The 26,084-nt window shown below is 65.9% G+C and carries 28 protein-coding genes; 12 read left to right on the top strand and 16 right to left on the bottom strand.

The genetic code is table 11. The annotated features are described in order from the left end of the window. Positions 1-32: 32 nt before the first annotated feature. Positions 33-1,265, bottom strand: coding sequence for a YbfB/YjiJ family MFS transporter (locus tag QX126_RS14030; RefSeq protein ID WP_315781702.1), 1,233 nt, complete (start codon positions 1,263-1,265; stop codon positions 33-35). 214 nt (positions 1,266-1,479) lie between these two features. Between QX126_RS14030 and leuB the strand changes: the two genes are divergently transcribed. From leuB to QX126_RS14010, 4 genes are all read left to right on the top strand, one after another. After that, positions 1,480-2,592 (top strand): 3-isopropylmalate dehydrogenase, encoded by a 1,113-nt coding sequence (gene leuB, locus QX126_RS14025; RefSeq protein WP_315781700.1) that lies wholly within the window; start codon positions 1,480-1,482, stop codon positions 2,590-2,592. 566 nt (positions 2,593-3,158) lie between these two features. Next, positions 3,159-4,670: a sugar ABC transporter ATP-binding protein gene (locus QX126_RS14020; RefSeq protein WP_315740666.1), complete on the top strand. Its 1,512-nt coding sequence runs from the start codon at positions 3,159-3,161 to the stop codon at positions 4,668-4,670. 4 nt (positions 4,671-4,674) lie between these two features. Next, complete coding sequence (locus QX126_RS14015; RefSeq protein ID WP_315781698.1) at positions 4,675-5,715, top strand: ABC transporter permease; 1,041 nt, start codon at positions 4,675-4,677, stop codon at positions 5,713-5,715. A 135-nt stretch (positions 5,716-5,850) separates the two neighbouring features. Continuing rightward, positions 5,851-6,792: an ABC transporter substrate-binding protein gene (locus QX126_RS14010; protein WP_315781696.1), complete on the top strand. Its 942-nt coding sequence runs from the start codon at positions 5,851-5,853 to the stop codon at positions 6,790-6,792. 1,136 nt (positions 6,793-7,928) lie between these two features. On the opposite strand, the gene QX126_RS14005 is transcribed toward QX126_RS14010, so the two are convergent. Beyond that, positions 7,929-8,312 carry a hypothetical protein gene (locus QX126_RS14005; RefSeq protein WP_315740669.1) on the bottom strand — a complete coding sequence of 128 codons (384 nt, stop codon included), beginning with the start codon at positions 8,310-8,312 and terminating at the stop codon, positions 7,929-7,931. 228 nt (positions 8,313-8,540) lie between these two features. Then, a complete protein-coding gene (locus QX126_RS14000) occupies positions 8,541-9,344 on the bottom strand; it encodes a hypothetical protein (RefSeq protein WP_315781695.1) in 804 nt (267 codons plus the stop codon). A 114-nt stretch (positions 9,345-9,458) separates the two neighbouring features. Here QX126_RS14000 and QX126_RS13995 point away from each other — a divergent pair, with 114 nt between their 5' ends. Both QX126_RS13995 and QX126_RS13990 read left to right on the top strand, forming a co-directional pair. Then, positions 9,459-10,493: an aspartate-semialdehyde dehydrogenase gene (locus tag QX126_RS13995; RefSeq protein WP_315740740.1), complete on the top strand. Its 1,035-nt coding sequence runs from the start codon at positions 9,459-9,461 to the stop codon at positions 10,491-10,493. Positions 10,494-10,541: 48 nt separating this feature from the next. Next, positions 10,542-11,084, top strand: a complete 543-nt coding sequence (locus QX126_RS13990) for a TIGR00645 family protein (protein ID WP_315740671.1) — start codon at positions 10,542-10,544, stop codon at positions 11,082-11,084. A 66-nt stretch (positions 11,085-11,150) separates the two neighbouring features. Here QX126_RS13990 and QX126_RS13985 read toward each other — a convergent pair whose 3' ends face one another. Next, positions 11,151-11,795, bottom strand: a complete 645-nt coding sequence (locus QX126_RS13985; RefSeq protein WP_315757117.1) for a carbonic anhydrase — start codon at positions 11,793-11,795, stop codon at positions 11,151-11,153. A 101-nt stretch (positions 11,796-11,896) separates the two neighbouring features. Between QX126_RS13985 and QX126_RS13980 the strand changes: the two genes are divergently transcribed. After that, complete coding sequence (locus QX126_RS13980; protein ID WP_315740673.1) at positions 11,897-12,775, top strand: CoA ester lyase; 879 nt, start codon at positions 11,897-11,899, stop codon at positions 12,773-12,775. Between the two features lie 4 nt (positions 12,776-12,779). Here QX126_RS13980 and QX126_RS13975 read toward each other — a convergent pair whose 3' ends face one another. The 5 genes from QX126_RS13975 to QX126_RS13955 form a co-directional block, all read right to left on the bottom strand. Then, entirely contained in the window at positions 12,780-13,151 is a 372-nt protein-coding gene (locus QX126_RS13975; RefSeq protein ID WP_315781693.1) for a cytochrome c, read from the bottom strand. 34 nt (positions 13,152-13,185) lie between these two features. After that, positions 13,186-13,602, bottom strand: a complete 417-nt coding sequence (locus QX126_RS13970) for a DUF6455 family protein (RefSeq protein ID WP_315740675.1) — start codon at positions 13,600-13,602, stop codon at positions 13,186-13,188. Between the two features lie 111 nt (positions 13,603-13,713). Further along, positions 13,714-14,514 (bottom strand): hypothetical protein, encoded by an 801-nt coding sequence (locus QX126_RS13965; RefSeq protein ID WP_315740676.1) that lies wholly within the window; start codon positions 14,512-14,514, stop codon positions 13,714-13,716. A gap of 81 nt (positions 14,515-14,595) precedes the next feature. Next, on the bottom strand, positions 14,596-15,198 hold the full coding sequence (gene leuD / locus QX126_RS13960; protein WP_315715892.1) for a 3-isopropylmalate dehydratase small subunit: 603 nt from the start codon (positions 15,196-15,198) through the stop codon (positions 14,596-14,598). 89 nt (positions 15,199-15,287) lie between these two features. Further along, a complete protein-coding gene (locus tag QX126_RS13955) occupies positions 15,288-15,686 on the bottom strand; it encodes a metallopeptidase family protein (protein WP_315740677.1) in 399 nt (132 codons plus the stop codon). Between the two features lie 143 nt (positions 15,687-15,829). On the opposite strand from QX126_RS13955, the gene QX126_RS13950 reads away from it, so the two are divergent. The 4 genes from QX126_RS13950 to QX126_RS13935 all read left to right on the top strand — a co-directional run bounded on the left by QX126_RS13950 (position 15,830) and on the right by QX126_RS13935 (position 18,020). Next, positions 15,830-16,138, top strand: coding sequence for a hypothetical protein (locus tag QX126_RS13950; RefSeq protein WP_409997714.1), 309 nt, complete (start codon positions 15,830-15,832; stop codon positions 16,136-16,138). Between the two features lie 275 nt (positions 16,139-16,413). Continuing rightward, positions 16,414-16,683, top strand: a complete 270-nt coding sequence (locus QX126_RS13945) for a hypothetical protein (RefSeq protein WP_315740679.1) — start codon at positions 16,414-16,416, stop codon at positions 16,681-16,683. Between the two features lie 94 nt (positions 16,684-16,777). Then, positions 16,778-17,053, top strand: a complete 276-nt coding sequence (locus QX126_RS13940; protein WP_315781691.1) for a hypothetical protein — start codon at positions 16,778-16,780, stop codon at positions 17,051-17,053. A 322-nt stretch (positions 17,054-17,375) separates the two neighbouring features. Beyond that, entirely contained in the window at positions 17,376-18,020 is a 645-nt protein-coding gene (locus tag QX126_RS13935; RefSeq protein ID WP_315770560.1) for a hypothetical protein, read from the top strand. A gap of 84 nt (positions 18,021-18,104) precedes the next feature. Here QX126_RS13935 and QX126_RS13930 read toward each other — a convergent pair whose 3' ends face one another. From QX126_RS13930 to ffh, 7 genes are all read right to left on the bottom strand, one after another. Then, entirely contained in the window at positions 18,105-18,320 is a 216-nt protein-coding gene (locus QX126_RS13930; RefSeq protein ID WP_315715897.1) for a hypothetical protein, read from the bottom strand. 191 nt (positions 18,321-18,511) lie between these two features. Then, complete coding sequence (gene leuC / locus QX126_RS13925; RefSeq protein ID WP_315781689.1) at positions 18,512-19,918, bottom strand: 3-isopropylmalate dehydratase large subunit; 1,407 nt, start codon at positions 19,916-19,918, stop codon at positions 18,512-18,514. Positions 19,919-20,328: 410 nt separating this feature from the next. Beyond that, positions 20,329-20,712, bottom strand: coding sequence for a 50S ribosomal protein L19 (gene rplS, locus QX126_RS13920; RefSeq protein WP_015663536.1), 384 nt, complete (start codon positions 20,710-20,712; stop codon positions 20,329-20,331). Between the two features lie 109 nt (positions 20,713-20,821). Next, positions 20,822-21,595 carry a tRNA (guanosine(37)-N1)-methyltransferase TrmD gene (gene trmD / locus QX126_RS13915; protein WP_315781688.1) on the bottom strand — a complete coding sequence of 258 codons (774 nt, stop codon included), beginning with the start codon at positions 21,593-21,595 and terminating at the stop codon, positions 20,822-20,824. A gap of 207 nt (positions 21,596-21,802) precedes the next feature. Then, positions 21,803-22,387: a ribosome maturation factor RimM gene (gene rimM / locus QX126_RS13910; protein WP_315781686.1), complete on the bottom strand. Its 585-nt coding sequence runs from the start codon at positions 22,385-22,387 to the stop codon at positions 21,803-21,805. Between the two features lie 127 nt (positions 22,388-22,514). Then, positions 22,515-22,847 carry a 30S ribosomal protein S16 gene (gene rpsP / locus QX126_RS13905; RefSeq protein WP_008964221.1) on the bottom strand — a complete coding sequence of 111 codons (333 nt, stop codon included), beginning with the start codon at positions 22,845-22,847 and terminating at the stop codon, positions 22,515-22,517. A gap of 140 nt (positions 22,848-22,987) precedes the next feature. Continuing rightward, positions 22,988-24,538, bottom strand: coding sequence for a signal recognition particle protein (gene ffh / locus QX126_RS13900; RefSeq protein ID WP_315781683.1), 1,551 nt, complete (start codon positions 24,536-24,538; stop codon positions 22,988-22,990). Between the two features lie 412 nt (positions 24,539-24,950). Here ffh and QX126_RS13895 point away from each other — a divergent pair, with 412 nt between their 5' ends. Further along, positions 24,951-25,943: an MBL fold metallo-hydrolase gene (locus QX126_RS13895; RefSeq protein WP_315781680.1), complete on the top strand. Its 993-nt coding sequence runs from the start codon at positions 24,951-24,953 to the stop codon at positions 25,941-25,943. The last annotated feature ends 141 nt before the right edge of the window (positions 25,944-26,084 follow it).

Here is a 26,084-nt window from a genome sequence, read left to right as displayed (position 1 = left end):
GGTCCCGGCGTTCGCCGGGACGACACCATTTGTTAGGCTCGATCGGCGGCTTTCAACTTCCCCTGCATCGCCGCCATGACCGCCCCTAACAGCAACAAGGCCGCCGACACATTCAGCGCATAGGTCAGGCTGCCCAGCGCATCGGTGATCGCCCCGACCACGAACGGACCCAACGTCTGGCCGATGCCGAACACGATGGTCAGGGCCGCGATCGCGCGCGACCACGCCGCCTGCGGCAGGTTGAAGCGCACGAACGCGGTGGTTGCCGTGGTGACGGTGGAGAAGGCGACGCCGAAGATCGCGGCCGACAGCGCCAGCATGGCTGGCGAATGGCTGAGCGCCGGCAGCGCGGCGCCGATGGCGTTGACGGTGAGGATGATCGCGGCCGGCATACCGCCGCGATCCAGCGCCAGCACGCGGCGCCACACCCACGGCGTGGTGAAGCCGGCCAGCCCGATCAGGCACCAGAACGCGGACTGGGCCGCGGCGCCGCCGCCGAGGTCGCGGACATAGGCGATCATGAAGGTGAGATAGGCGATGTAGCCGGCGCCATAGAGGAAGTAGCCGAATAGATAGATCGCCATCGGCCGCAGCGACACCGGGGCTGCGCCGCCGCCGGGCACGGCCGCCATCGCCGGGATCGGCGTCAGCAGCAGCGGCAGGATCAGCACGCAGCCAAGCGCGGTCAGCGCCAGCCAGACGATCCACCACGAGCCGGGTCCGAACGCCTGCAGCACGAACGGCGCCACCAGGCCGGAGGCGACGATGCCGAGCGGCGGTCCGGCATAGAACAGGCTGAGGATGAAGCTCGCCTGGGCCGGCCGCGATTGCGCGATCCGCGCCGCCAGCGTGCCGCCGGCGACGAAGGCGACGCCCGCGCCGATGCCGGTGATCAGCCGCGCCAGGCTGAGCGCGACGAAGTCGCCTGTCAGGGCGCAGACCGCGAGCGAGGCCAGCGCCGCCAGGGTTCCGCCACGCACCGTCGCCGGTGCGCCGATTCGGCCGATCAGACGCGACGCGATCAGCGCGCCGATCAGATAGCCGGCGGCGTTCACGGTGTTCATGAAACCCGCGGCCGAGTACGACCAGTGCAGCGAGTCCCGCATGTCCGGCAGCACCAGCGCATAGGCGAAGCGGCCGATGCCGAGGCCGACGATGGGGCCGAGCGAGAGCGTCAGGTTGAGCCGCGCCGGATGGGCCGGAGGCGGATCGGGCGTGGGATTCAGCAAGACATGCTCCGGCGCAGCGATCGTCCGGCAGTCCATGCTCTCTAGCGGCGATCCTGGAGAACATAGCAGCTCGGCGCGCCGGTCCAGAAGACGTGCGGCGGCAATGGTGGCTTGCCAACCGTGCAGGAGGGCTTTAGCACTCCGCGCGGATTTTCGTTCCCGTCATTGCCGGTTTGGCCGGCAATCCGGCCAGGAATGCTGGATGCCCGCGCAACGCCCGGGCATGACAAGCCCCGCGAGGACAACGACCATGGCGACCCAGAAGCTCCTTTTGCTGCCCGGCGACGGCATCGGCCCCGAAGTGATGGCGGAGGTGAAGCGGCTGATCGGCTGGCTCAACGCCAAGGGGCTCGCCTCGTTCGAGACCGAGGACGGGCTGGTCGGCGGCGCGGCCTATGACGCCCACGGCGCGTCGATCTCCGAAGCCGACATGGACAAGGCCAAGGCGGCGGACGCCATCATCTTCGGCGCCGTCGGCGGCCCGAAATGGGATGGCGTTCCCTACGAGGTCCGCCCCGAGGCGGGCCTCTTGCGCCTGCGCAAGGATCTCGGCCTGTTCGCCAATCTGCGTCCGGCCGTGTGCTATCCGGCGCTCGCCGATGCCTCCAGCCTGAAGCGCGAGATCGTCGAGGGCCTCGACATCATGATCGTGCGCGAGCTCACCGGCGGCGTGTATTTCGGCGAGCCCAAGACCATCACCGATCTCGGCAACGGCCAGAAGCGCGCCGTCGATACCCAGGTCTACGACACCTATGAGATCGAGCGCATCGCCCGCGTCGCCTTCGACCTCGCGCGCAAGCGCCGCAACAAGGTGACGTCGATGGAGAAGCGCAACGTCATGAAGTCGGGCGTGCTCTGGAACGAGGTCGTCACCGCGGTCCACAATCGCGAATACAAGGACGTCACGCTCGAGCACCAGCTCGCCGATTCCGGCGGCATGAATCTGGTCAAGTATCCGAAGATGTTCGACGTCATCGTCACCGACAACCTGTTCGGCGACATGCTCTCGGACATCGCGGCGATGCTGACCGGCTCACTCGGCATGCTGCCGTCCGCTTCGCTCGGCGAGGTCGACGCCAAGACCCACAAGCGCCGCGCGCTGTACGAGCCGGTGCACGGCTCGGCGCCGGACATTGCCGGCAAGGGTCTCGCCAACCCGATCGCGATGCTGACGTCGTTCGGCATGGCGCTGCGCTACTCCTTCGACATGGGCGCGCTCGCCGACAAGCTCGACGCCGCCATCGCCGCCGTGCTGGCGTCAGGCCTGCGCACCGCCGACATCAAGGCCGAGGGTTCGACCCCCGCCTCGACTACGCAGATGGGCGAGGCGATCATCAAGGAGCTGGAGAAGCTCACGGCGTAGGCGGAGCCGAGGTTCCGCCGCGCCGAAGGTGCACTCCCCTCCCCCTTGCGGGGAGGGGTCGGGGGTGGGGGTCCACACCCAGTGAGCCCCGCTTGAGGCACCGTCTCACCTGCCCAGACGATTACTTTTCGTCGTTGCACGTCTCGACCCGAACTCATCACATCAAGTATCGCCCGGGGACCCCCACCCCCGACCCCTCCCCGCAAGGGGGAGGGGGGCTCACCGTCGTTGTCGAGATCGCGCAAATCCAACGCACGACGTGTTCGATCTCGCCACCGGGCGCGTCGTCGCTATTCCGCGGTCGCGTCCTGCATGCGCATCGCAAGGCCTGTCGATTTTACCTATAGACTTTCATCCCCGGATGAATAGCCTGACCACAACGCCGCGCCATTGAATGGACGCGGTCTCGTACGCGTTCGACATGATGCGTGCGAAGGCCGGGGAGGATGAATGTGATCGCGCTTGCGATGCGATATGTCGCTCGCCGTGCATGGTGTCGCCGCCAATGTCGCGACCATCGCCCCGTGGCGATTGTACGCGACCTCCCTCACCACATGCGCTGACGCATGAGCGCGCCGCTCATCTCCGTTCACGGCCTGTGCAAGAGCTTCCCCGGCGTCCGGGCGCTGCACAATATCAGGTTCGAGCTGCGCGCAGGCGAGGTCCATGCCGTGATGGGCGAGAACGGCGCCGGCAAGTCGACCTTGATGAAGATCCTCGCCGGCGTCTACCGCAAGGACTCCGGCGAGATCATCTACGACGGCGCCAGCGTCGATTTTCCAGGACCGCGCGAGGCGCAGGCCGCCGGCATCGGGATCATTCATCAGGAGCTGCAGCTGATGAACCACCTCACGGTGGCGCAGAACATCTTCATCGGGCGCGAGCCGATGAAGGCGTTCGGGCTGCTGCTCGATGAGGACAGGCTCAACCGGCAGGCGGCCGAGCTGCTTGCCCAGCTCAATCTGTCGATCGACCCGCGCACGACAGTCGGCGGGCTGACGGTGGCCAGGCAGCAGATGGTGGAGATCGCCAAGGCGCTGTCCTTCAACTCGCGCGTCCTGATCATGGACGAGCCGACCGCCGCGCTGAACAATCGCGAGATCGCCGAGCTGTTCAAGATGATCCGCGCCTTGAAGGCACGCGGCGTCGGCATCGTCTACATCTCCCACAAGATGGACGAGCTGAAGCAGATCGCCGATCGCGTCACCGTGCTACGCGACGGCGAGTATGTCGCGACGGTGCCGGCCGAGAGCACCACGATCGAGACCATCATCGGCATGATGGTCGGGCGCAGCCTGAGCGATGCGCGCGTGGCGGGCACGGCGCCGGCCGGCGAGATCGCGCTCGAGGTGCGCAGGCTGAATTGCGGGCCGCTGGTCCGCGACGTCAGCTTCACCTTGCGCAAGGGCGAAATCCTCGGCTTTGCCGGACTGATGGGCGCCGGCCGCACCGAGGTCGCGCGCGCGATCTTCGGCGCCGACGCCGTTCCGTCCGGGGATATTCTCGTCGACAATCGCAAGGTGACGATCCGCTCGCCGGCGCATGCGGTCGCCCACGGCATCGGCTATCTCTCCGAGGACCGCAAGCGCTTCGGCCTCGCCACCGGCATGGACGTCGAATCCAACGTCGTGATGTCGAACCTCGCGAACTACCTTGCAATGAAGTTCGTGCTCAGGAAGCGCGCGATCCGCGACACCGCCGGCCGCTTCATCCGGATGCTGAACATCCGCACGCCTTCGGTGTCGCAGCAGGTTCGCCTGCTTTCCGGCGGCAACCAGCAGAAGATCGTGATCGCCAAATGGCTCGATCGCGATTGCGACATCCTGTTCTTCGACGAGCCGACCCGCGGCATCGACATCGGCGCCAAGAACGAGATCTACCGCCTGCTCCGCTCGCTGGCCGACCAGGGCAAGGCGATCGTGATGATCTCGTCGGAGCTTCCCGAGGTGATCAGGATGAGCGATCGCATCGTCGTGATGTGCGAGGGCCGCATCACCGGCGAATTGTCGCCGGACGAGGCCACGCAGGAGCGGATCATGCAGCTGGCCACCCAGCGCGAAACCATGAAGGCAGGCTGACGGCATGAGCGACCCCGCATTGGTCAAGGATCAGGTCAAGGATGGCCTCGCGCCGAGCGGCGCGATGGCGGCGCTGCGGCGCCGTCTGCTCGGGCCCGCAGCGCTGCAGAAGCTGCTGGCGTTCGCGAGCCTCGTGCTGCTGCTGGTCTATTTCAGCTTCGCGTCGCCGGCGTTCATGCAGACCGACAACATGATCAACATCCTGCAGGCGACCGCGGTCAATGGCGTGCTGGCGATCGCCTCGACCTTCGTCATCATCACGGCCGGCATCGATCTGTCGGTCGGCACGCTGATGACCTTCTGCGCGGTGATGGCCGGCGTGTTCCTCACCTATTGGGAGCTGCCGATGTGGACCGGCATCGTCGCGGCGATCGCCACCGGCGCGCTCAGCGGCGCGCTGTCGGGCACGGTCATCACCAAGATGAAGGTGCCGCCGTTCATCGCGACGCTCGGCATGATGCTGGTGCTGAAGGGGCTGGCCCTGGTCGTCTCCGGCAGCAAGCCGATCTATTTCAGCAACACCGAGAACTTCTCGATGATCTCGCAGGACTCGCTGCTCGGCACTGTCGTTCCTGCCCTGCCGATTCCCAATGCGGCCCTGATCCTGTTCGTGATGGCGGTGCTGGCGGCCGTCGTCCTCAACCGCACCGCGCTCGGCCGCTACACCTTCGCGATCGGCAGCAACGAGGAAGCGGTGCGGCTGTCCGGCGTCAATGTCGATCGCTGGAAGATCGTCATCTACGGCCTCGGCGGCGCCATCTGCGGCGTCGCCGGCCTGCTGCTCGCTTCACGTATCAATTCCGCGCAACCCGCGCTCGGCCAGGGCTATGAGCTCGATGCGATCGCCGCCGTCGTGATCGGCGGGACGTCGCTGAGCGGCGGGACCGGCACCATCCTCGGCACCATCATCGGCGCATTCATCATGAGCGTACTGACCAACGGCCTGCGCATCCTGTCGGTGGCCCAGGAATGGCAATTCGTCGTCACCGGGGTCATCATCATTCTCGCTGTTTACGCCGACATGCTCCGTCGAAACCGCGCCTGACCCTTCAAGGAGGACCAGCTACCAGCACCGCTACGACGTCGCGCTGAAGATTGCGCTGCCCGCCGACAGCGAGCGGCCACGACCACGATCATCAATGTAACGATAAGGTCACTGAAGAGAGCAGAGGAAACACCAATGTTGAGCAAGCATCTCCTCGGCGTCGCGCTCGGCGCCGTCATGGTCGCGGGAGTGTCCGCGAGCGCGCGCGCCGACGATGTCTACATCCCCCTTGTCTCCAAGGGCTTCCAGCACCAGTTCTGGCAGGCGGTGAAGCTCGGCGCCGAGCAGGCCGCGAAGGCCGCCAACGTCAAGATCACCTTCGAGGGGCCGGAGACCGAGGCCATGGTCGACAAGCAGATCGACATGCTCTCGGCGGCGCTCGCCAAGAAGCCGCAGGCGATCGGCTTCGCCGCGCTCGATTCCAAGGCAGCGATTCCGCTGCTGAAGAAGGCCGATGCGGGCAAGATCCCGGTGATCGCCTTCGACTCCGGCGTCGACAGCGACATTCCGTTGACGACCTGCACCACCGACAACCTCGCCGCGGCCGGCCTCGCCGCCGACAAGATGGCGGACATGATCGGGGATGCCGGCGACGTCGCCGTGGTCGTGCACGACCAGACCAGCCGCACCGGCATCGATCGTCGCGACGGCTTCCTGAAGCGCATCAAGGACAAGCATCCGAACATCAAGATCGTCAGCGTGCAGTATGGCGGCGGCGATCAGCTGAAGTCGACCGAGATCACCAAGTCGATCCTGCAGGCCAATCCGAACCTCAAGGGCATCTTCGGCGCCAACGAGGGCTCCGCGATCGGCGTGCTGAACGGCGTCAAGGAGATGAAGAAGAAGATCGTCGTGATCGGCTACGATTCCGGCAAGCAGCAGAAGGCGGCGATCAGCTCGGGCGAGATGGCGGGCGCGATCACGCAAAATCCGATCGGCATCGGCAGCTGCACAGTGGAGTCGGCGGTCAAGGCGTTAAAGGGCGAGAAGCTGCCGAAGGTCACCGACACCGGCTTCTACTGGTACGACAAGTCCAACATCACCGATCCGAAGATCGCGGCGGTGCTGTACGATTGAGACGGGTGCGAGGTCGGGCCGGGCGATCGCATATGATGATCTGAGTTTGTGGCGGCCCATCTCCGCGTCGTCATGGCCGTGCTCGTCCCGGCCATCCACGTCGCGAGGCCTCCCGGGAAGGACGTGGATGCCCGGGACAAGCCCGGGCATGACGGAGCAACCCACTCGGACGCTTGCTTGTCGCGACTGCCCGTCGGGCAAATCGGATCAGTTCTCGGGTGCGATCGATGGCGATTGACGGAGGTTGCCGGTCGTCCCGTTGCTCTATTCCCGTCGCGGCGAAGAACTTATTTCGCCCGCGATTTCAATCTCGTCCGCTCGATCAGTCGAACTCCGTCAAAAATTTCACTTTCGTTTTTCCAGAATCCATGGTCTTCTCCCTCCATCCCGCTTCGCTTGCGAGGGGCGTTTCGCGATCGTCACGAGGCGTGAGGCGGGAATGCGGTGGCCGCGAAGGCTCGCAGCATGTCCTAGGGGCATGCGGACGAACGATGCCCTTGCGGACGTGAAGCTGCGTGGTCCTGGCGCCCCGATGCTGGCGCCAAGTCGTCGGGCGATGATCCCGAAGGCGACGGTGGCTAACAGGCCGGACACCGGGGAGAGCGCACATAAGCGTGAAGACCATCGCGCGGGGAAGGCCGGGTCGATCCGGCTGTACCTGTGGTTCCTGCCCCGTGCATTTTTCCCGCACGGGGGCCACGGGCCTCAGCCGAGGCCCGGCCTTCCCTGCGCCCTCTGCAAGGAGAGGGCGATCCGACGAGCAAAGACTCGGACGCGAAAGCGGGTGCGAGGATGACCAGTCGTGCCGAAAATTCCGGTGTCGTCCCGGCGAACGCCGGGACCCAGACTCCCCGACATGGGTGTGAGGCACGCTGGAGCGATGAGACCGGGCGGTCATGCCGGCCGGTGGTTATGGATCCCGGCGTTCGCCGGGATGACACTGAGGGGTGGGAGCAGGCTGGCCTCCATCGGCGTGTAGCGATGTGTCAGCCATGTCTCCGAACGGTCGTCTCACACGTTCGAAATCGAGCAGTGACCAGCTCATGATCGATGACGACGCGATGGAACGTCAGCGCGGCAAAACAGCAAAAAGCCGGGCGGGGCCCGGCCTTGATGATCTGACGATGCGGCCGCCCTCAGTAGGGGATCGGAATCCGGGTCGGATAGCCGCCGAGATCGGATGGCGCCATCAGCGGCTGGCGGTCGATCGGCCGGTTCAGATTCTCGCGCGCGAACGACGGGTAGCCGACAGCCGGCGGGAACGCATAGTCCGAGAACTTGCGGTCGCCCGGGAGCACCTCGGTGCCGCCGTCGAGGAACGAGCGGCGGGTGATGTAGATGCGGGTGCGCGGGCCGGACTGGTAGGAATAGTTCGGATTGCCGTTGTTGGTGACGGCAACGGCACGGCGCTTGGTGGTGGCGGCATCCGCCGAGGTGGCGGCAAGAGACGTGACGGCAAGGCCCGTCGCGGCGATCACCGCCAAGGCCATGACCCGGGTCGCAGCAGGAAATTCGATCATCACGTCCTCTTCCTCGCGCCAAAAGGGGCGGGCGCTCGCCATGCGCATGATTTGGCCCGCACAATATCTGGGTCGGCTGTGGCATCACAAGGTCATTCCCGCGGCGACGGGCAAGATAAATCCCTGCTGTGGCGGGAAAGTTGCATCAATATCCGTCACTTGCCCGTGGGTTTGACGGGTCGAATAGGATGCGGTCACGCCCAGCAACATCCGGACGCAGGCAGACATTCACAAGGCGCCGCGCAGCCTCGGATTGGCGGTCGAAGTCACCCAATCGCCGCTGCCGCTGGCGACGGCGGGTTCGTCGCAGCCGCCGCGCCGCTGATCGGTCCCCATGAAAAGCTGGCTCAGGGCCCGGTTCTGGTCGGGCGCCAGCAGGGTCAGCCGGTTGAGCATGCAGCCGACCATGGCGCGGCGCGCCGGCATCGTCACGCCCTGGCACGACCAGCCGGATATCCGCAAGCTCGGCTCGGCGATGGTCTTGAGAAAGCCGAGGCAGGCTCCGGCACCCTCGGGAGCCCCAGCCCGGCGAACCAGACTGACGGGGCCGAACCGGCTGTCGATCACGCCGGCGGTCTCGAGCTCGGAGGCGGAGTTGCGCCCCATCCGGACTGCGAGATCGGCCCGGGGATCACGCCTTGCATCGCGCTCCGGTCCGAACCGGTAGACCTCGAGCTCGGCAGCGGGGCGATCGGCGGGTTCGCCCCAGCGCAACACGTCCTTGCGGCCGCCTTCGGGATGGATGAGCACGGTGTAGGTGGCGGTCCTGTCGGGCTGGTCGGCGAGACGGAGCGAGAACGCCGGCACTGCGCCGTCGGCCAAGGTCCAGCCGGCGCGGCCGGGCGACGTGTCATCGCCGCCGTCGAGATGGTTCCAGCCGGCCGCGCCGAGCATGGCGATCAGCGCCAGAGCCCCCACATAGGCGAACAAGCGCGCAAATGTGCCGCAGACCTCGTCCGCGAAGCTCTGGAGCCCCTGCAGGACGGACGCGGATCGGGGCGCTGCGGCTGTTCTGGCCGAATCGGACTGCATCGAATGCGAGACATCGTGGTAACGTTGTGTCAGGGACGTTTCTCGCATAGAAGCGCTGCCGCTTCCGTTTCCGCCTGGTTGCGCGATCGGCCATATTTCTTCGGAGAGTGAATGATGGGTTACAAAGTCGCAGTGGTCGGCGCGACCGGCAATGTCGGACGGGAAATGCTCAATATTCTCGATGAGCGCCAGTTTCCGGCGGACGAGGTCGTGGCGCTGGCGTCACGCCGCAGCGTCGGCGTCGAGGTGTCCTATGGCGACCGCACCCTGAAGGTCAAAGCGCTCGAGCACTACGATTTTGCCGATGTCGACATCTGCCTGATGTCGGCCGGTGGTTCGGTGTCGAAGGAGTGGTCGCCCAAGATCGGCGCCGCCGGCGCGGTCGTGATCGACAACTCGTCGGCCTGGCGCATGGATCCCGACGTGCCGCTGATCGTGCCGGAGGTGAATGCCGACGCCGCCGCCGGCTTCAACAAGAAGAACATCATCGCCAACCCGAACTGCTCGACGGCGCAGCTCGTCGTCGCGCTGAAGCCGCTGCACGACAAGGCGAAGATCACGCGCGTCGTGGTGTCGACCTATCAGTCGGTGTCCGGTGCCGGCAAGGATGCGATGGACGAATTGTTCTCGCAGACCAAGGCCGTCTACACCAATGACGAGCTGGTCAATAAGAAGTTCCCCAAGCGCATCGCCTTCAACGTCATTCCACAGATCGACGTCTTCATGGAAGACGGCTTCACCAAGGAAGAGTGGAAGATGATGATGGAGACCAAGAAGATCTTGGATCCGAAGATCAAGCTGACCGCGACCTGCGTTCGCGTGCCGGTGTTCGTCGGCCACTCCGAAGCCGTCAATGTCGAGTTCGAGAATCCGATCACGGCGGATGAGGCCCGCAACATCCTGCGCAACGCGCCGGGCTGCCTCGTCATCGACAAGCACGAGCCGGGCGGCTACGTGACGCCCTACGAGGCGGCCGGCGAGGACGCGACCTATATCAGCCGCATCCGCGAGGACGGCACGGTCGAGAACGGTCTCGCCTTCTGGTGCGTGTCCGACAACCTGCGCAAGGGCGCGGCGCTGAACGCGATCCAGATCGCCGAGGTGCTGATCAACCGCAAGCTGATCACCGCGAAGAAGAAGGCGGCGTAACGGACTCGGTCAACACGCAACGTCTTCGGGGCGGGGGCGCGGGACACGATGAGCGAGAAGACCACGCCGGAAGCCGCCAAGCACGTCCCGGGTCCGGTCGAGCGCGGCCTCGAAGGCTTCCTGTTCAAGAGCCGCTGGCTGATGGCGCCGTTCTATGTCGGCCTCGTCATCAGCCTCGCGGTGCTCTTGTTCAAGTTCGTGTTGCTGCTGTGGGAGAGCGTCATTCATCTGCCTACCGCCAAGGAAAGCGACATCATCCTCGGCGTGCTCAGCCTGATCGACGTCTGCCTGACCGGCAATCTCGTGCTGATCGTGGTGTTCTCGGGCTACGAGAACTTCGTCTCGCGCATCGATCCCGGCGGCCATCCGGACTGGCCGGAATGGATGACAAAGGTCGACTTCGCCGGGCTGAAGCAGAAGCTGCTCGCCTCGATCGTCGCGATCTCGGCGATCCAGCTGTTGAAGGCGTTCATGAATCTCGACGCCGGCTACGACTCGACCAAGCTCGCCTGGCTGGTCGGCGTGCACATGACCTTCGTGGTGTCGACGGTGATGCTCGCGCTGTCGGACCGCTGGTCGGGTGATCATTGAACAGGGACGAATGGCGAGGAGCGAATGGCGAATAGGGCCGATGAACTCCTCGCTACTTCCCATTCGCTATTCGCCAGCGCGCGCGCTCTTGAATTCCTTGGCCGCCTTGTCGAGCACGAACAGCGAGCCCTCGGCGACGCCGAAATAGGCCCCATGGAGCTGCAGGTCGCCGGCCTCGACCCGGCTGCGGACGAAGGGGAACGTCATCAGGTTCTCGAGGCTACGGAACACCGCGGCCTTCTCGATCCGGGTGACGAAGTCCTGGAAACTCTCATGCGTGCGCTGTTCGACGACCTCGCCGGGCTTGATGAACATCGACATCCAGCGGCCGATGAAATCGCCGGGCGACAGGGGCGCCGCCTTGTCGACGAAGGCGCGGATGCCGCCGCATTGGGCGTGGCCCAGGATGACGATGTGCTTCACCTTCAGCACGGTGACGGCATATTCCAGCGCCGCCGACACGCCGTGCGCGTTGGCGTCCGGCTGATAGATCGGCACCAGGTTGGCGATGTTGCGCAGCACGAACAATTCGCCGGGACCGACGTCGAAGATCACCTCGGGCGAGACACGCGAGTCGCAGCAGCCGATCACCATGACTTCGGGCGACTGGCCGCGCTCCGAGAGCTCGAGGTAACGGCTCTGTTCGGTCGGCAGGCGCTGGGTGCTGAAGGCGCGATAGCCTTCGAGCAGGCGTTGCGGAAACGAGATCATGGACCTTGCCTAAACACATGCGCCTTCCGGGAACAAGCCTTTCGGCCTGGCTCCCGAAATGGTATCGCGGGCCGCGTCGATAAACCAAGGGAAACGCCGAAATGATCCGCCCGCGCCGCAGTCTCCTGTTCATGCCCGGCTCCAATGCGCGTGCGTTGGAGAAGGGGCGGAACCTGCCGGCCGACGGGCTGATCCTCGATCTCGAGGATTCGGTGGCGCCGGATGCCAAGGCCGCCGCCCGCGACCAGATCGCCAAGGCGGTGGCGGCCGATGGCTACGGCAAGCGGGAACTGCTGATCCGTATCAACAGCCTGGATACGGCGTGGTGGAGCGACGACGTCGCCATGGCCGGACAAGCGGCGACCGACGGCATCCTCGTTCCCAAGGTGTCGACCGTCGAGGACCTTCGTCTGGTCACGGATCGTCTGGCCGAGGTCGGGGCAGATCCGGCGCTGAAGGTCTGGGCCATGATCGAGACGGCGCGCGCCGTGCTCGATGCCGATCTGCTCGCGGCCACGGTGCACGAGCCGGGCTCGCGGCTCGCCGGCTTCGTGTTCGGTCCCAATGACATCTCGCGCGAGACCCGCATCCGCATGCTGCCGGGCCGCTCCACGATGCTGCCGATGATCAGCCACTGCATCCTGGCGACGCGGGCCCATGGGCTGGAGATTCTGGACGGGCCTTACAGCGACTTCGCCAACACCGACGGCTTCGCGCAAGAATGCATCCAGGCCCGCGATCTCGGCTTCGACGGCAAGACGCTGATCCATCCCGGCCAGATCGATGCCTGCAACGCGATCTTCACGCCGCCGGCCGACGAGGTCGCTGCGGCACGCAAGATCATCGCTGCGTTCGAGCTGCCGGAGAATGCCTCGCGCGGCGCGATCCAGATCGACGGCCGCATGGTCGAGCGGCTGCATGCCGAGATGGCGCGGCGCACGATCGCGATCGCCGATGCGATCGCGGCTGTGGCGAAGTGAGGCGTCAGATGCGGCGGAGACTGAGGATGTAGTTGACCAAGTCGCCGCGCTGCTCGGCGGTCAGGATGACGTTGGGCATCGTCGGGTGGCTGCTCTGCAGGAACACCTTGAGCGACAGCTCGGTGGTCGAGGGCATGTTGGCGACGGCCACGAAGTCGGGGGCGGTCGTGGTCTGGCTTCGCGCGCCGCTCGTGTCGATGGCGTGGCAGGTGCTGCACCAGGCCTCCGCCAGCTTGCGGCCGGCCTGCACGCTGTCGGCCGCGGGCGTCACGCCGCCGGCATTGTGCAGCCGGATCAGCAGCATCGCGCCGAGCGCGAGCAGGATCGCGACGCCGACATGGAGCCAGGTGTTGCGGTACAGTTTGGGCAGGCTCATCGCGTTGCTTCGCTCAGTGGGAGGGAGACGGCGATCAGTGCTTGACCGCGGCGGTGCCCAGGCGGTCGATGGTCGGGGCGTTGAGGCAGTACTCCTCATAGTGCTCGGCGCTCGTGCCGGCGGCAAGATCGCGATGGCAGCGCGGCTTGTCCTTGCACATGGCGCAGACGCGCTCCATGTCGCGCAGCACCAGCGGCTCGGCGCGCCCCAGCGAGGCTTCGTCGATGCCGAGCGCCTTCAGCATCCGGGGCAGCTCGTCGGCGGCGTGCTCGCCGTGACGGACCAGCTCATCGAGATCCGCCGGTGTGACCTGCAGGTCCATCGCGATGCGCTCGAAATCGTCGCGGTCCAGCTGCCGGATCTCGCTCAGCTCACGCCGGTGCCGGAGCCATTGCGCGAACGTATCGATCAGGAACTGAACCCGCGGATAGGGCTTGGCGTCTACGGTCATGACACGTCTCCGATGATTGTTCGCAATCAATCACCGGGTGGACGCGCGGACGTTGCGGTAGATCAAGCAGCGAATCGGTCCTGCGCAGGCCGCAAAGCTGCGCGGCGATGGTCAGCGCGGGGCAAATCGCTCGGCCGCCCACGCATAGAGGCTGCCAGGGATCGGCGCCTCGCCGCCGCGGCCCTTCGGCGAGATGTGCAGGCCAATGATCGCGGGATCGCCGATCAGGCCGGAGAAGTCGGAGGGATCGAAGAACGCCTTCGGCTCGGCATGGACAGCGTAGAAGCTGCGCTTCGGCAGCGCGTGGCGCAGCGAGCCGTGGCGGCGGGCCAGCGCCGTCAGCGCGGCAGGGCCGAAGATGGCGACGCGGATGTCCGAGAGGCGGTCGGAGCCGCCGCGCAGGCGGCGCATCGCATAGGTGAGGCGATGACGCAGCGACAGCCAGTTCGGCGTCAGCTCGTCCTGCGCCATCAGCGCAGCGAACTCGGCGACGATCGGATCGTCCGGCGGCAGGTAGAGCACGGAGTTGCCGAGCTGCCGCGGACGCTCCCAGGCGAAGTAGGGCAGAGCCGGATCGATCTCGACCGGCCTGAGCAGCAGCACGTCGGCATCGAGCCAGAGGCCGGCGCGCTGTGCCATCAGCCGCATCCGGAAGAAGTCGCTGAACTGCAAGGTGGTCCAATCGCGCCAGCTGCCGTCGGGCTGCGGCGGCCTGAGACGTTCGGAGAATGCGTAAGGAAGGACCGCCTCGGCCTCGGCATTGCCGACGCCGTCGGGCAGGCCGGGCAGCGGATCGAAGCTGTAGACGGTGACCTTGTGGCCGGCGGCGAGCTGCGAGCGCAGGCAGGTCTGGCGCAGCCGGTCGAGCGGCCCGCGCCAGAAGGTGACGACCTCGGGCAATACACGCGTCAACGGCGGACCTGCTGGGCTGCTCTCGAAACAAGGCCCCGGACGAGGTCCGGGGCCCGCGAACTCTCTGCCTTCAAGCGGGGCTCAGGCCCAGGCGCGCTCGGCCAGCTTGGCCTCGTAGCTGTCGATCGAGGCCTTCTTCTCCAGCGTCAGCCCGATGTCGTCGAGCCCATTGAGCAGGCAGTGCTTGCGGAACGGATCGATGTCGAACTTGACGGTGCCGCCGTCGGGGCCGCGGATCTCCTGGTTGGCGAGATCAACCGTCAAGGTCGCGTTGGCACCGCGCTCGGCGTCGTCGAACAGCTTGTCGAGATCGGCCTGCGACACGCGGATCGGCAGAATGCCGTTCTTGAAGCAGTTATTGTAGAAGATGTCGCCGAACGAGGTCGAGATCACGCAGCGGATGCCGAAGTCGAGCAGCGCCCAGGGCGCGTGCTCACGGCTCGAGCCGCAGCCGAAATTGTCGCCGGCGACGAGGATCTTGGCGTTGCGATAGGCCGGCTGGTTGAGCACGAAATCCGGGTTCTCGCTGCCGTCGTCCTTGTAGCGCTGCTCCGAGAACAGGCCCTTGCCGAGGCCGGTGCGCTTGATGGTCTTCAGGTACTGCTTGGGGATGATCATGTCGGTGTCGACATTGATGATCTTCAGCGGCGCGGCGACGCCTTCCAGCGTGGTGAACTTGTCCATCGGGGCACCTTCGAGAATACGGGCAGGCCGCTGTTTAGCCCGAACGGCAGGGCGGATAAAGTCAAAATCCCGGTGCTATCGCCGGGTTGTCAGTCGACGGACGCCTCGATCGCCTCCATGTCGTCGTCGGACATTCCGAAATGATGGCCGATCTCGTGGATCAGGACGTGGCGGACGATGTGCCCAAGACTCTCGTCGTGCTCGGCCCAGTAATCCAGGATCGGACGGCGGTAGAGCCAGATCATGTTGGGCAGCCGGGGCAGGTCGTCATTGCTGCGAAACGGCAGTCCCGTGCCCTGGAACAGGCCGAGCAGGTCGAACTCGCTTTCGGCCTGCATCTCGTCGAGCACCTCCTCGGTCGGAAAGTCGTCGACCCGGATGATGACGCCCTCGCAAAGCCTGCGAAAATGCTCGGGCAGACGCTCGAACATCTCGTGCGCCATGACTTCCATGTCGGCGAGCGATGGGGCTTTCAGATCCGTCCACATTGCCGCCTTCTAGCCCGGCTTTGATCATCTTGCATCTTGGTTCTATGACATGTGGGGCGGCGCCGGTTGACGCAGGGGATGAAAACGGCGACCGTCTTGGCGCGCGAATTGGGGGTTGGGGACAGATGAGACAGATGTCGATGGTGCTGGCCGGGACGGCGCTGGCCGCGGCGGTCGTGATCTCGATCTCGGCGGGAGCGCAAGCGGAGCAGGCCGCGGGCGTACGCGGCGCCGTCCAGAGCGAGATGAGCACGGATCTCTCCGCGCAGCGTCGGCAACGACGGATCCAGATCTATCCGCGCTACGAGGGCCATTGGCAGCCCGATGTGGTGCCGCGCTTCAATCCGGGTCCGAACGCGGTTCGTGTATGCGATGCCACCTATGTTCCAGAGCATCGGCCGAGCGGCACCGTGATCGTCCCGCATATGAGTTGCGTCTGGCGGCGCGGCTGACCGCTGGTCCCGCGCACTGCGCTGCTTGGCGGCGCGGCGAGGCGCGGATCGAGCGCGGCGACGTCACCGTCCGGACACAGTGCCGATATGTCGCGCACTGCGGTGGAACCATGTGCGACATATCGGCATTCTGCTCTTGCGCAGGTCTTCATGTCCCATTCACGTCGCTCGTTCGAGACTGGTCTGCGTCGCGCTGCTGCGGCCGCCCTTCAGGCAACTGACAAGGCGGAATGTACGGTGCCGGACGTGATGTCAGGCGATCGAGGGAGAAGTTCATGACTGTGATGAAGCTGTTGGGCATCGCGGCGGTTGGCGCCGTTCTCGCGATGGCTGCCCCCGCCGAACGCGCGCAGGCGCTGTCGCTGATCAATCCGGGCGCCGCGACCGCGGTGCAGCAGGGCACGGTGCAGGAGACCACGCAGGTGCATTGGCACGGCCGCCACCATTGGCATCCCCGGCGCCACTACTATCCTCGGCATTACTATCATCCGCGGCATCACTGGCGGCCGCATCACTACGGATATCGCCATCACGGCCGCTGGTAAGCCGCGCTTTCCGGCCGATCGAGACAATGACCGAAATCAAACAGGCCCGCTTTGCGGGCCTGTACGTTGATGGGGGCTGGCAACGAGGTTCGCCATGAAACCATCAGTCAACAGAACCTGGCTCGGGATCGGCATCGTCACGGTGGCGATGCTGCTCGCGAGTTCCGCTGCCACCTCTCCTGTCGCCGCAGGCCCCGCCGTCACGCAGGCGCGTCAGATCGCAACGGATCCTGGCCCGCGCCGGGAGGGTCGCAGAGTGAAGCCCGTGGTGTCGACCGCGGAGGTGCCCCACTATCTTGACCGTCCCACGGACTACGCGCCGGCCTATCCGCCGGGCCCCTTGGTTCTATTCACGCCGTTCTACGATTGAGGCCATGTCAGCGCGTCGCGTTCGCGGAGCAAATGCCTGCGCGTGGTTAGTTGCGAAGTCCCCGCACGAGCAGCGCGTCAGCCCTTGCGTCGGCATCCGTGATCCTGAGTTGCAGGACGACCTAGAGGCTCACGTGCATCTCCTCTGCCGCGACGGCACGCCGCAGATGCGCGTGCACCGTGCATCACTGACGAGCATCATTCATGCCGCATTCACGTCGCTATCTCTACGTTCATGTTGGGGCGCGCCAATCCACCGATCGGACGACCAGCATCGGCGCTGCATGGGTCCATCGTTGCACGGCATTCAGGGAGAAGGGACCATGATGAGGATGAAGGACCAGCGCGCTGGTCTGGCTCGTCGCCTCAGTCTTGCGGCGGCGACATTGTTTCTCTTGGCCGGCGCGTCCGGCCGGCCGGCGCTTGCGATGTCGCCGGTGAGTCCCGGCGCCGGGCCTGCGACGCAGGCGCCCTCCGACGTGTTGGCCGTTCAGGTCCGAGGACCCGGCGGCCATGGCGGGGGTGGCGGCGGCGGACATCCCGGCGGTGGTGGATTTCACGGCGGGCCGGCCTTCCACGGCGGCGGCGGTGGCCCGGCGTTCCATGGCGGCGGCGGCCACGCCTTCGGAGGCGGTGGTCCGCGTCCCGTCTTCCACGGCGGCGGCCCGGCCTTTCACGGCGGATTCGGCCCGCGGCCGGTGTTCCATGGCGGCGGCTATCATTATCGTCCGCACTATGCCTACCGGCCGTACTTCCATCACCACCGCCGGCACTTCTACGGCTATCGCAGCTACTACACGCCGGTCTATACGTCCGGCTACTACTATCCTTATCGCCGCTGTCGCGTCGTCTGGACCTATTACGGGCCGCGCCGCATCTGCCACTATCGGCATTGGCGGGGTCATCACTGGCGTCCGCATCACCGGTGGCATCATCGCCACCACCGGCACCATTGGCGCTACTACTGACGGTGTCTGAAGTTCGAACGAGACAGGGAAGGACGCTCAACGGCGTCCTTCTCTCATTTCAAGGGGATGAGTGGGGCGCGGCGGTCAGAGCCAGTCCTTGAACTGCCAGTTCCTCACACTCAGCTTCCAGGGCACCAGCGTTTCCAGGCGCCATTTGGCAAAGCGGCCGGGCGGCCAGTTCGACAGCCGCCGCTCCTCCTTCGGAGCCTCGGGCTGGGCAATGATCTTGGCGGGCGGCGTCTTCCGGCGCTGGCGCGTCGCATCACGGATGAGGTCGACGTATTCCGGCTTGTCGGCCATGTCGGGCTCCTCGGCACGTTCCTCTGCAGACGCAGCGCGTCCGGCGGTAGGATTGTGCGCGCTGAGACTTAAGAAGCCATTGCCGAACTGTGTCGATGTTGAGGTGAAATGAAAAACGCGACGGCTTGGGGAAGCCATCGCGCTCGTTTGTAGACCGGCCGCCGTGCCGGATGTGAAGCAGCGAGATGACGTCAGCGCCAGTCGCGCACGTCGACGAAGTGTCCTGCGATCGCGGCCGCCGCAGCCATCGCCGGCGACACCAGGTGGGTGCGGCCCTTGAAGCCCTGGCGTCCCTCGAAATTTCGGTTCGAGGTCGAGGCGCAGCGCTCTTCGGGCGCCAGCTTGTCCGGGTTCATGGCGAGGCACATCGAGCAGCCTGGCTCGCGCCATTCGAAGCCGGCCTTGATGAAGATCTTGTCGAGGCCCTCGGCTTCCGCCTGCTCCTTGACGATGCCCGAGCCCGGGACGACCATCGCATTGACGTGGCCGCTGACGGTCTTGCCTTCGGCGATCTTGGCTGCGGCGCGCAGATCCTCGATGCGACCGTTGGTGCACGAGCCGATGAAGACGCGGTCGAGCTTGATGTCGGTGATCTTCGTGCCCGCGGTCAGGCCCATGTACTTCAGCGCGCGATGCTTGGAGATGCGCTTGGCCTCGTCGGCGATCTTGTCCGGATCGGGCACAACGCCGGTTACCGAGATCACGTCCTCGGGCGAGGTGCCCCAGGTCACGATCGGTGGCAGCTTGGCGGCGTCGAGCCGGAGCTCATGGTCGAAATGCGCGCCGTCGTCGGAGCGCAGCGTCTCCCAGTAGCGCATCGCCGCATCCCAGGCCGCGCCCTTCGGCGCCTTGGGACGGCCGCGCAGGAAGTCGAACGCCTTCTGGTCGGGCGCGACCAAGCCGGCTCGTGCGCCGCCCTCGATCGACATGTTGCAGACGGTCATGCGGCCTTCCATCGATAGCGCGCGGATCGCCTCGCCGGCATATTCCAGCACGTAGCCGGTACCACCCGCGGTGCCGATCTCGCCGATGATGGCGAGGATGATGTCCTTGCCCGTCACGCCGTCCGGAAGCACGCCGTCGACCGTGACGCGCATGTTCTTCGCTTTCTTCTGGATCAGCGTCTGTGTCGCCAGCACGTGCTCGACCTCGGAGGTGCCGATGCCGTGCGCCAGCGCGCCGAACGCGCCATGCGTCGAGGTGTGGCTGTCACCGCAGACGATCGTGGTGCCGGGCAGCGTAAAACCCTGCTCGGGGCCGATGACGTGGACGATGCCCTGGCGGCGATCGAACTCGTTGTAATATTCGATGCCGAATTCCTTGGCGTTCTCGGCCAGCGTCTTGATCTGCTCGATGCTCTCCGGATCCGGGTTCGGCTTGGAGCGGTCTGTGGTTGGCACGTTGTGATCGACCACGGCCAGCGTCTTTTCCGGCGCGTGCACCTTGCGGCCGGTCATGCGCAGGCCTTCGAAGGCCTGCGGCGAGGTCACCTCATGGACCAGATGGCGGTCGATGTAGAGCAGGCAGGTGCCGTCCTTGGCTTCGTGGACCAGATGGTCGTTCCAGATCTTGTCGTACAGGGTGGTCGGCTTCGACATGAGCGAATGCTCCCGGGAATTTAAGGTGTGAAACTGAGCGCGTGACGGGCACGCGCGAACAATCAGGAATGAGGCGCTGCGGCTTACAGCGCGCGCCTAAGCTCAGATGTCGCCGAGGTGGCGAAGCGTCCGAAGAACCGCCCGGGCAACCGGCGGCGATCGTCGATGACGACGCGGCGACAGGCCATGCTGGTGCGATCTAGAACCATTTCAGCGAAATATATAGCACGCACCGGCCGGAGTGCGAGATGCGTTTCTCTCCGGCCGTCATTGCGAGGAGCGAAGCGACGAAGCAATCCAGAGTCCTTGCTCGGCCCTGGATTGCTTCGCTTCGCTCGCAATGACGACGTGGCGAAACAAAAAAGCGCGGGGCCTGCCCGCGCTCTTCTTCAATCCAATGAAAGCAACGATTACTCGTTGACGGCGGTCTGCTGCCGGTCCTGCTTCTCGACGATGCGGGCCGACTTGCCGCGCAGCTGGCGCAGGTAATACAGCTTGGCGCGACGCACCTTGCCGCGGCGCACGACCTTGATCGAGTCGATCATGGGGGACAGGATCGGAAACACGCGCTCCACGCCCTCGCCATAGGAGATCTTGCGCACCGTGAAGCTCTCGTTGATGCCGCCGCCGGACCGGCCGATGCAGACGCCCTCATAGGCCTGCACGCGCGTGCGCTCGCCTTCGACCACCTTCACGTTGACGATCACGGTGTCGCCTGGGCCGAACTCCGGAATGGTCTTGTTGGCGGACAGCTTGTCGAACTGCTCTTTTTCGAGCTGCTGAATCAGGTTCACGGGTAAATCTCCATCGGCGGCGCGCCCAGCCGGGTCACGCGGGGGCTGCGCTTGTTCCTGCCGTCACTTGCGGAATTGGGCGCTCCTATAAGCCAAAGCGCGAGGCTTGTCACCCGTCTGTCGTGCTTTTTGGCTCTTTTTGGCCGGTCTCTCTTTGTTCTCGGCCGTCGCGCGCCTGCCATTCGGCCCACAAATCCGGCCTTCGCGCTTCAGTCAGCGCCTCGGCCTGGGCGCGGCGCCAAGCGGCGACCTTGGCGTGGTCACCCGAGGTGAGCACATCCGGAATGGTCCGGCCTTCGAATAGTTGGGGCCGGGTGTATTGCGGGTATTCAAGTAGGCCATCGGAAAAACTCTCGTCGGTGCCCGATTCGAGCTTGCCCATCACGCCTGGGAGCAGCCGGACGCAGGCGTCAATCAGCACCAGGGCGGCGATCTCGCCGCCCGACAGCACGTAGTCGCCGATCGAGACCTCGGTCAGCGAGCGGGCATCGATGACACGCTGGTCGATGCCTTCGAAGCGACCGCAGACGATCAGCGGGCCTGGGCCAGCGGCGAGGTCGCGGACGAAGGCCTGTGTCAGGGGCCGACCGCGCGGACTCATCAGCAGCCGCGGCCGCTCAGGCGCGATGGCAGCGGCGTCGATCGCAGCGGCCAGCACGTCGGCCCGCAGCACCATGCCGGGCCCGCCGCCGGCGGGGGTGTCATCGACGCTGCGGTGCTTGTCGGTGGCGGAAGCCCGGATGTCGCGGGCCTCCAGCGACCAGATGCCGGAGCTCAGCGCGCGCCCGGCCAGGCTCACGCCGAGCGGCCCGGGAAACATCTCCGGAAACAGGGTGAGCACGGTGGCGCGCCAAGGCGCGGCGGGATCGGGCGAAGTGGTCATAGATGCTCTGTTACGGCACTGGCGCGGGCAGATCGAGCCCCTCGATCAATGCTGCGTGTCCCCGGCGCGTGCGGCTCATTCACCGGTGTCGTCCCGGACAAGCCGTGACGCGCATCAGCGCGTCGCGGCGCCGATCCGGGATCCATACCGCGTGATGTCGAAACGCGGCACGCGGCCAGTCCCGCGCAAGCCAATCAGCTGCGGTGGTTATGGGTCCCCGCTTTCGCGGGGACGACGAGCGGGGGGTAGGGAGGCGGCGTCGCTCTCCTCATCACCGCCATCGCGCTGTTCGCCCTCGATCTCCGCCGGCAGCTCGATGATCACGCGGCCGCCGGCAAGATCGACCGTCGGCACCACCGCATTGGTGAACGGCAGCATCAATGTGCTGCCCGAGGGCGGGGCGATCTCGATGATGTCGCCGGCGCCGAAATTATGGATGGCGAGGACGCGGCCGAGCGGTGCGCCGGCCGTGGTCTCGGCGGCGAGGCCGATCAGGTCGGCGTGGTAGTATTCGTCGTCAGCCGTCTCGGGCAGGCGGTCTCTGGGCACGTAGAGCTCGAGCCCGTTGAGGCGCTCGGCCGCGTTGCGGTCGGTGACGCCCTTGATAGTTGCGACGAGATGGTCCTTGGCCTCCCGCGCTTTCGCGACTTCGAACGAGCGGCTGCCGTCCTTGGTCGTGAGCGGGCCGTAATGCAGCACGGCCAGCGGATCCTCGGTGAAAGTCCATAAGCGAACCTCGCCGCGCACGCCATGCGCGGCGCCGATTCTGGCGACACAGATGAGCTTGGACATCAGCGTGCCTCGTCCTTCGAGACGCGCTCAAACGCGCGCTCCTCAGGAGGAGGAGCCAGTTCCTCATGCTGAGGAGCACGGCGCAAGCCGTGCGTCTCGAAGCATGAGGCCGCGCTCGTCAACGACCTTAGCCCTTGGCGGCGGCTTCGGCCTGCGCCTTGCGCTCCTTGCGCGGCACGGCCTTGATCGGGTTCTGGCGGGCTTCGCGCTTCTTGACGCCGGCGGCGTCGAGGAAGCGGGCGACGCGGTCGGACGGCTGCGCGCCCTTGGCGAGCCAGCCCTTCACCTTCTCCATGTCGAGCTTGAGGCGCGCCTCGTTGTCCTTCGGCATCAGCGGATTGAAGTAGCCGAGACGCTCGATGAAGCGGCCGTCACGCGGGAAGCGCGAGTCGGCGACGACAACGTGATAGACCGGGCGCTTCTTGGTGCCGGCGCGGGCGAGACGGATGACGACGGACATGAAAGTTCTCCTTTGAGGTCGATGTATTGATGTGAACGGTGGATGTGATCGTCATTGCGAGCGAAGCGAAGCAATCCAGGGCGGCGTGTGCGACTCTGGATTGCTTCGCCGCTTCGCGCCTCGCAATGACGGGAGTGAGATCATTTCTTCTTCCCCGGAGGGAGGCCAAGACCAGGAAGCGTCGGCTTGCCGCTGAGACCGGTGAGGCCGGGGAGATTCGGCAGTCCGCCGCGAAGGCCGGCGGGCAGATCCTTCGGCAGGTTCGGCAGCCCGCCGCCGGGCAGGCCGCCCGGCATCTTCTCGGCGAGCGCCTTGAGCTGATCCGGTGACGGCATGCCGCCACCGCCGCCAAAACCCATCGCCTGGGCGATGCCAGCCAGCGGGCCGCGCTTGCCTGAGCCCATGGCCTTCATCACGTCGGCCATGTTCCGGTGCATCTTGAGCAGCTTGTTGACGTGCTCGACGCTCTGGCCGGAGCCGGCGGCGATGCGCTTCTTGCGGCTGGCCTTGAGCAGGTCGGGATGCTTGCGCTCCTCGCGCGTCATCGAATCGATGATCGCGACCTGGCGCTTGAGGATCTTGTCGTCGATCCCTGCGGCCGCGATCTGGTTCTTCATCTTCGAGATGCCGGGCATCATGCCCATCAGCCCGCCGATGCCGCCCATGCTCGCCATCTGCGAGAGCTGCTCGCGCATGTCGTTGAGGTCGAACTGGCCCTTGCGCATCCGCTCGGCGGCGCGCGCGGCCTTCTCGGCGTCGATGTTCGCCGCGGCCTTCTCGACCAGCGAGACGATGTCGCCCATGCCGAGGATGCGGCCGGCGATGCGCGACGGATAGAAATCCTCGAGCGCATCGGTCTTTTCGCCGGTGCCGAGCAGCTTGATCGGCTTACCGGTGACGGCGCGCATCGACAGCGCCGCACCGCCACGGCCGTCGCCGTCGATACGGGTCAGCGCGATGCCGGTGAGGCCGACGCGCTGGTCGAAGGCGCGGGCGAGATTGACCGCGTCCTGGCCGGTCAGCGAATCCGCGACCAGCAGCACCTCGTGCGGATTGGCGACCGCCTTGATCTCGGCGGCCTCCTTCATCATGTCCTCGTCCAGCGTGGTGCGGCCGGCGGTGTCGAGCAGCACCACGTCGTAGCCGCCGAGCTTGGCGGCCTCGATGGCGCGGCGCGCGATCTGCGGCGGCATCTGGCCGGCGACGATCGGCAGGGTCGGAATGTCGAGGTCGCGGCCGAGCACCGCGAGCTGCTCCATCGCCGCCGGACGATAGACGTCGAGCGAGGCCATCAGCACCTTGCGCTTGTCGCGCTGGACCATGCGGCGCGCGAGCTTGGCGGTGGTGGTGGTCTTGCCCGAGCCCTGCAGGCCGACCATCATGATCGGCACCGGCGGCACGGCGTTGAGGTCGATGGTCTGGCCGTCGTCGCCGAGCGTCTTGACCAGCTCGTCATGGACGATCTTCACGACCATCTGGCCGGGGGTGACGGACTTGACGACGGTGGCGCCGATCGCCTGCTCGCGCACGCGCTCGGTGAAGCTGCGGACAACTTCCAGCGCGACGTCGGCCTCGAGCAGCGCCCGGCGGACCTCGCGCATTGCGGCGTCGACATCGGCCTCCGACAGGGAGCCTCGCCCCGTCAGCCGATCGAGAATGCCGCCAAGCCTTTCCGACAGATTGTCGAACACTTGCTTCGTCCTTTGTCCTGCGGAACGCAGGCAGTTGAATGTCTCCGCCGTCATCACCCGCGAAGGCGGGTGATCCAGTGCTCCGAGGCAGCGCGGCTCGATTCGAGGCGCTGCGGCGTACTGGATGCCCCGCCTGCGCGGGGCATGACGATCATCTATGTTGCGGCAGTTCTGCCGAAACCCGATCGTCCAAACACGTTTACGCCCGAGGGCGCACAGCGCTGTCGGGCGTTGACCTCCGGCCTCGAGGACCGGGCGGTGGCTCGAAAAGTGATACTTTCCGAAATTCGGGCGGGTTAAACCCTCGCGGGCGGGAAAAGTCAAGGAAACTTGCTTCTCGCCGTCCCGTTGCCGGACCCTGTGGGGGCGCTTACCTCTTGCGCCAGTTCAGCTTTCCCTTGCGAGGACGACCTTGCTGCGCCGTTCCAGGACCTATTCCGGCCCCGTCACCGACCATTTCGACGGCAAGCGCTTCTACGATCCCGACGGCGTTCCGCCCAAATCCCTGTCCCAGGTGCTGCGCTGGCAGTTCGACCGCAACCGCAAGCGTTCCCGCTGGCCGTCCTGGGCGGCGAGCCCGCACGCCGACACGCCGCCGCACCGGATCGACGGCGAGACCGTGCGGCTGTCCTTCATCGGCCACGCCAGCTGGCTGGTCCAGACCGGCGGGCTCAACATCCTGGTCGATCCTGTCTGGTCGGAGCGGGTGTCGCCATTCGCGTTCGCCGGTCCCCGGCGGCACAATGATCCCGGCATCGCCTTTGAGGGGCTGCCGCATATCGACGTCGTGCTGGTGTCGCACGGGCACTACGATCATCTCGACCTCCGGACCTTGTCGAAGCTGACCGCGCGCTTTTCGCCGCGGGTCGTCACGCCGCTCGGCAACGACCTTACGATGATCGACGCTGACTCCAAGATCCGCGCCGAGGCCTATGACTGGCACGATCGCGTGACGCTGAACGAGGAGGTCGCCGTGACCCTGGTGCCGACGCGGCACTGGACGGCGCGCGGGCTCTTCGACCGCAACAAGGCGCTGTGGGCGAGCTTCGTGCTGGAGACGCCGCGCGGCAGGCTCTACATCGTCTGCGATTCCGGCTATGGCACCGGCGCGCATTTCCGCCGCGTCGCGGAGCAGCACGCGCCGATCAGGCTCGCCATCCTGCCGATCGGCGCCTACGAGCCGCGCTGGTTCATGCGCGACCAGCACATGAACCCAGAGGACGCCGTGCAGGCGCTGCAGGATTGCGGCGCGGAGGCCGCGCTGGCGCATCACCACGGCACGTTCCAACTGACGGACGAGGCGATCGACGCGCCGGTCCACGCGCTGCATGCCGCGCTCGACCAGGCCGGCATCCCGCGCGAGCGGTTCGGCGTGCTGAAGCCGGGGCAGGTGGTGGAGATCTGACTCGCTGTCGCAACCACAAGAGGTGTCGTCCCGGCCAACGCCGGGACCCATCACCACCGGATCAAGTTTTGCGAAGATCAGCAGCTCCATCTCGCACGACAACATCCGTCGCGGATTATGGGTCCCGGCGCGTTGGCCGGG

The organism is Bradyrhizobium sp. SZCCHNPS1003, assembly GCF_032381555.1.
Lineage (GTDB): Bacteria > Pseudomonadota > Alphaproteobacteria > Rhizobiales > Xanthobacteraceae > Bradyrhizobium.
The sequence above is the reverse complement of the archived record's forward strand: the minus strand, read 5'-3'. Positions and strand labels throughout refer to the sequence as shown.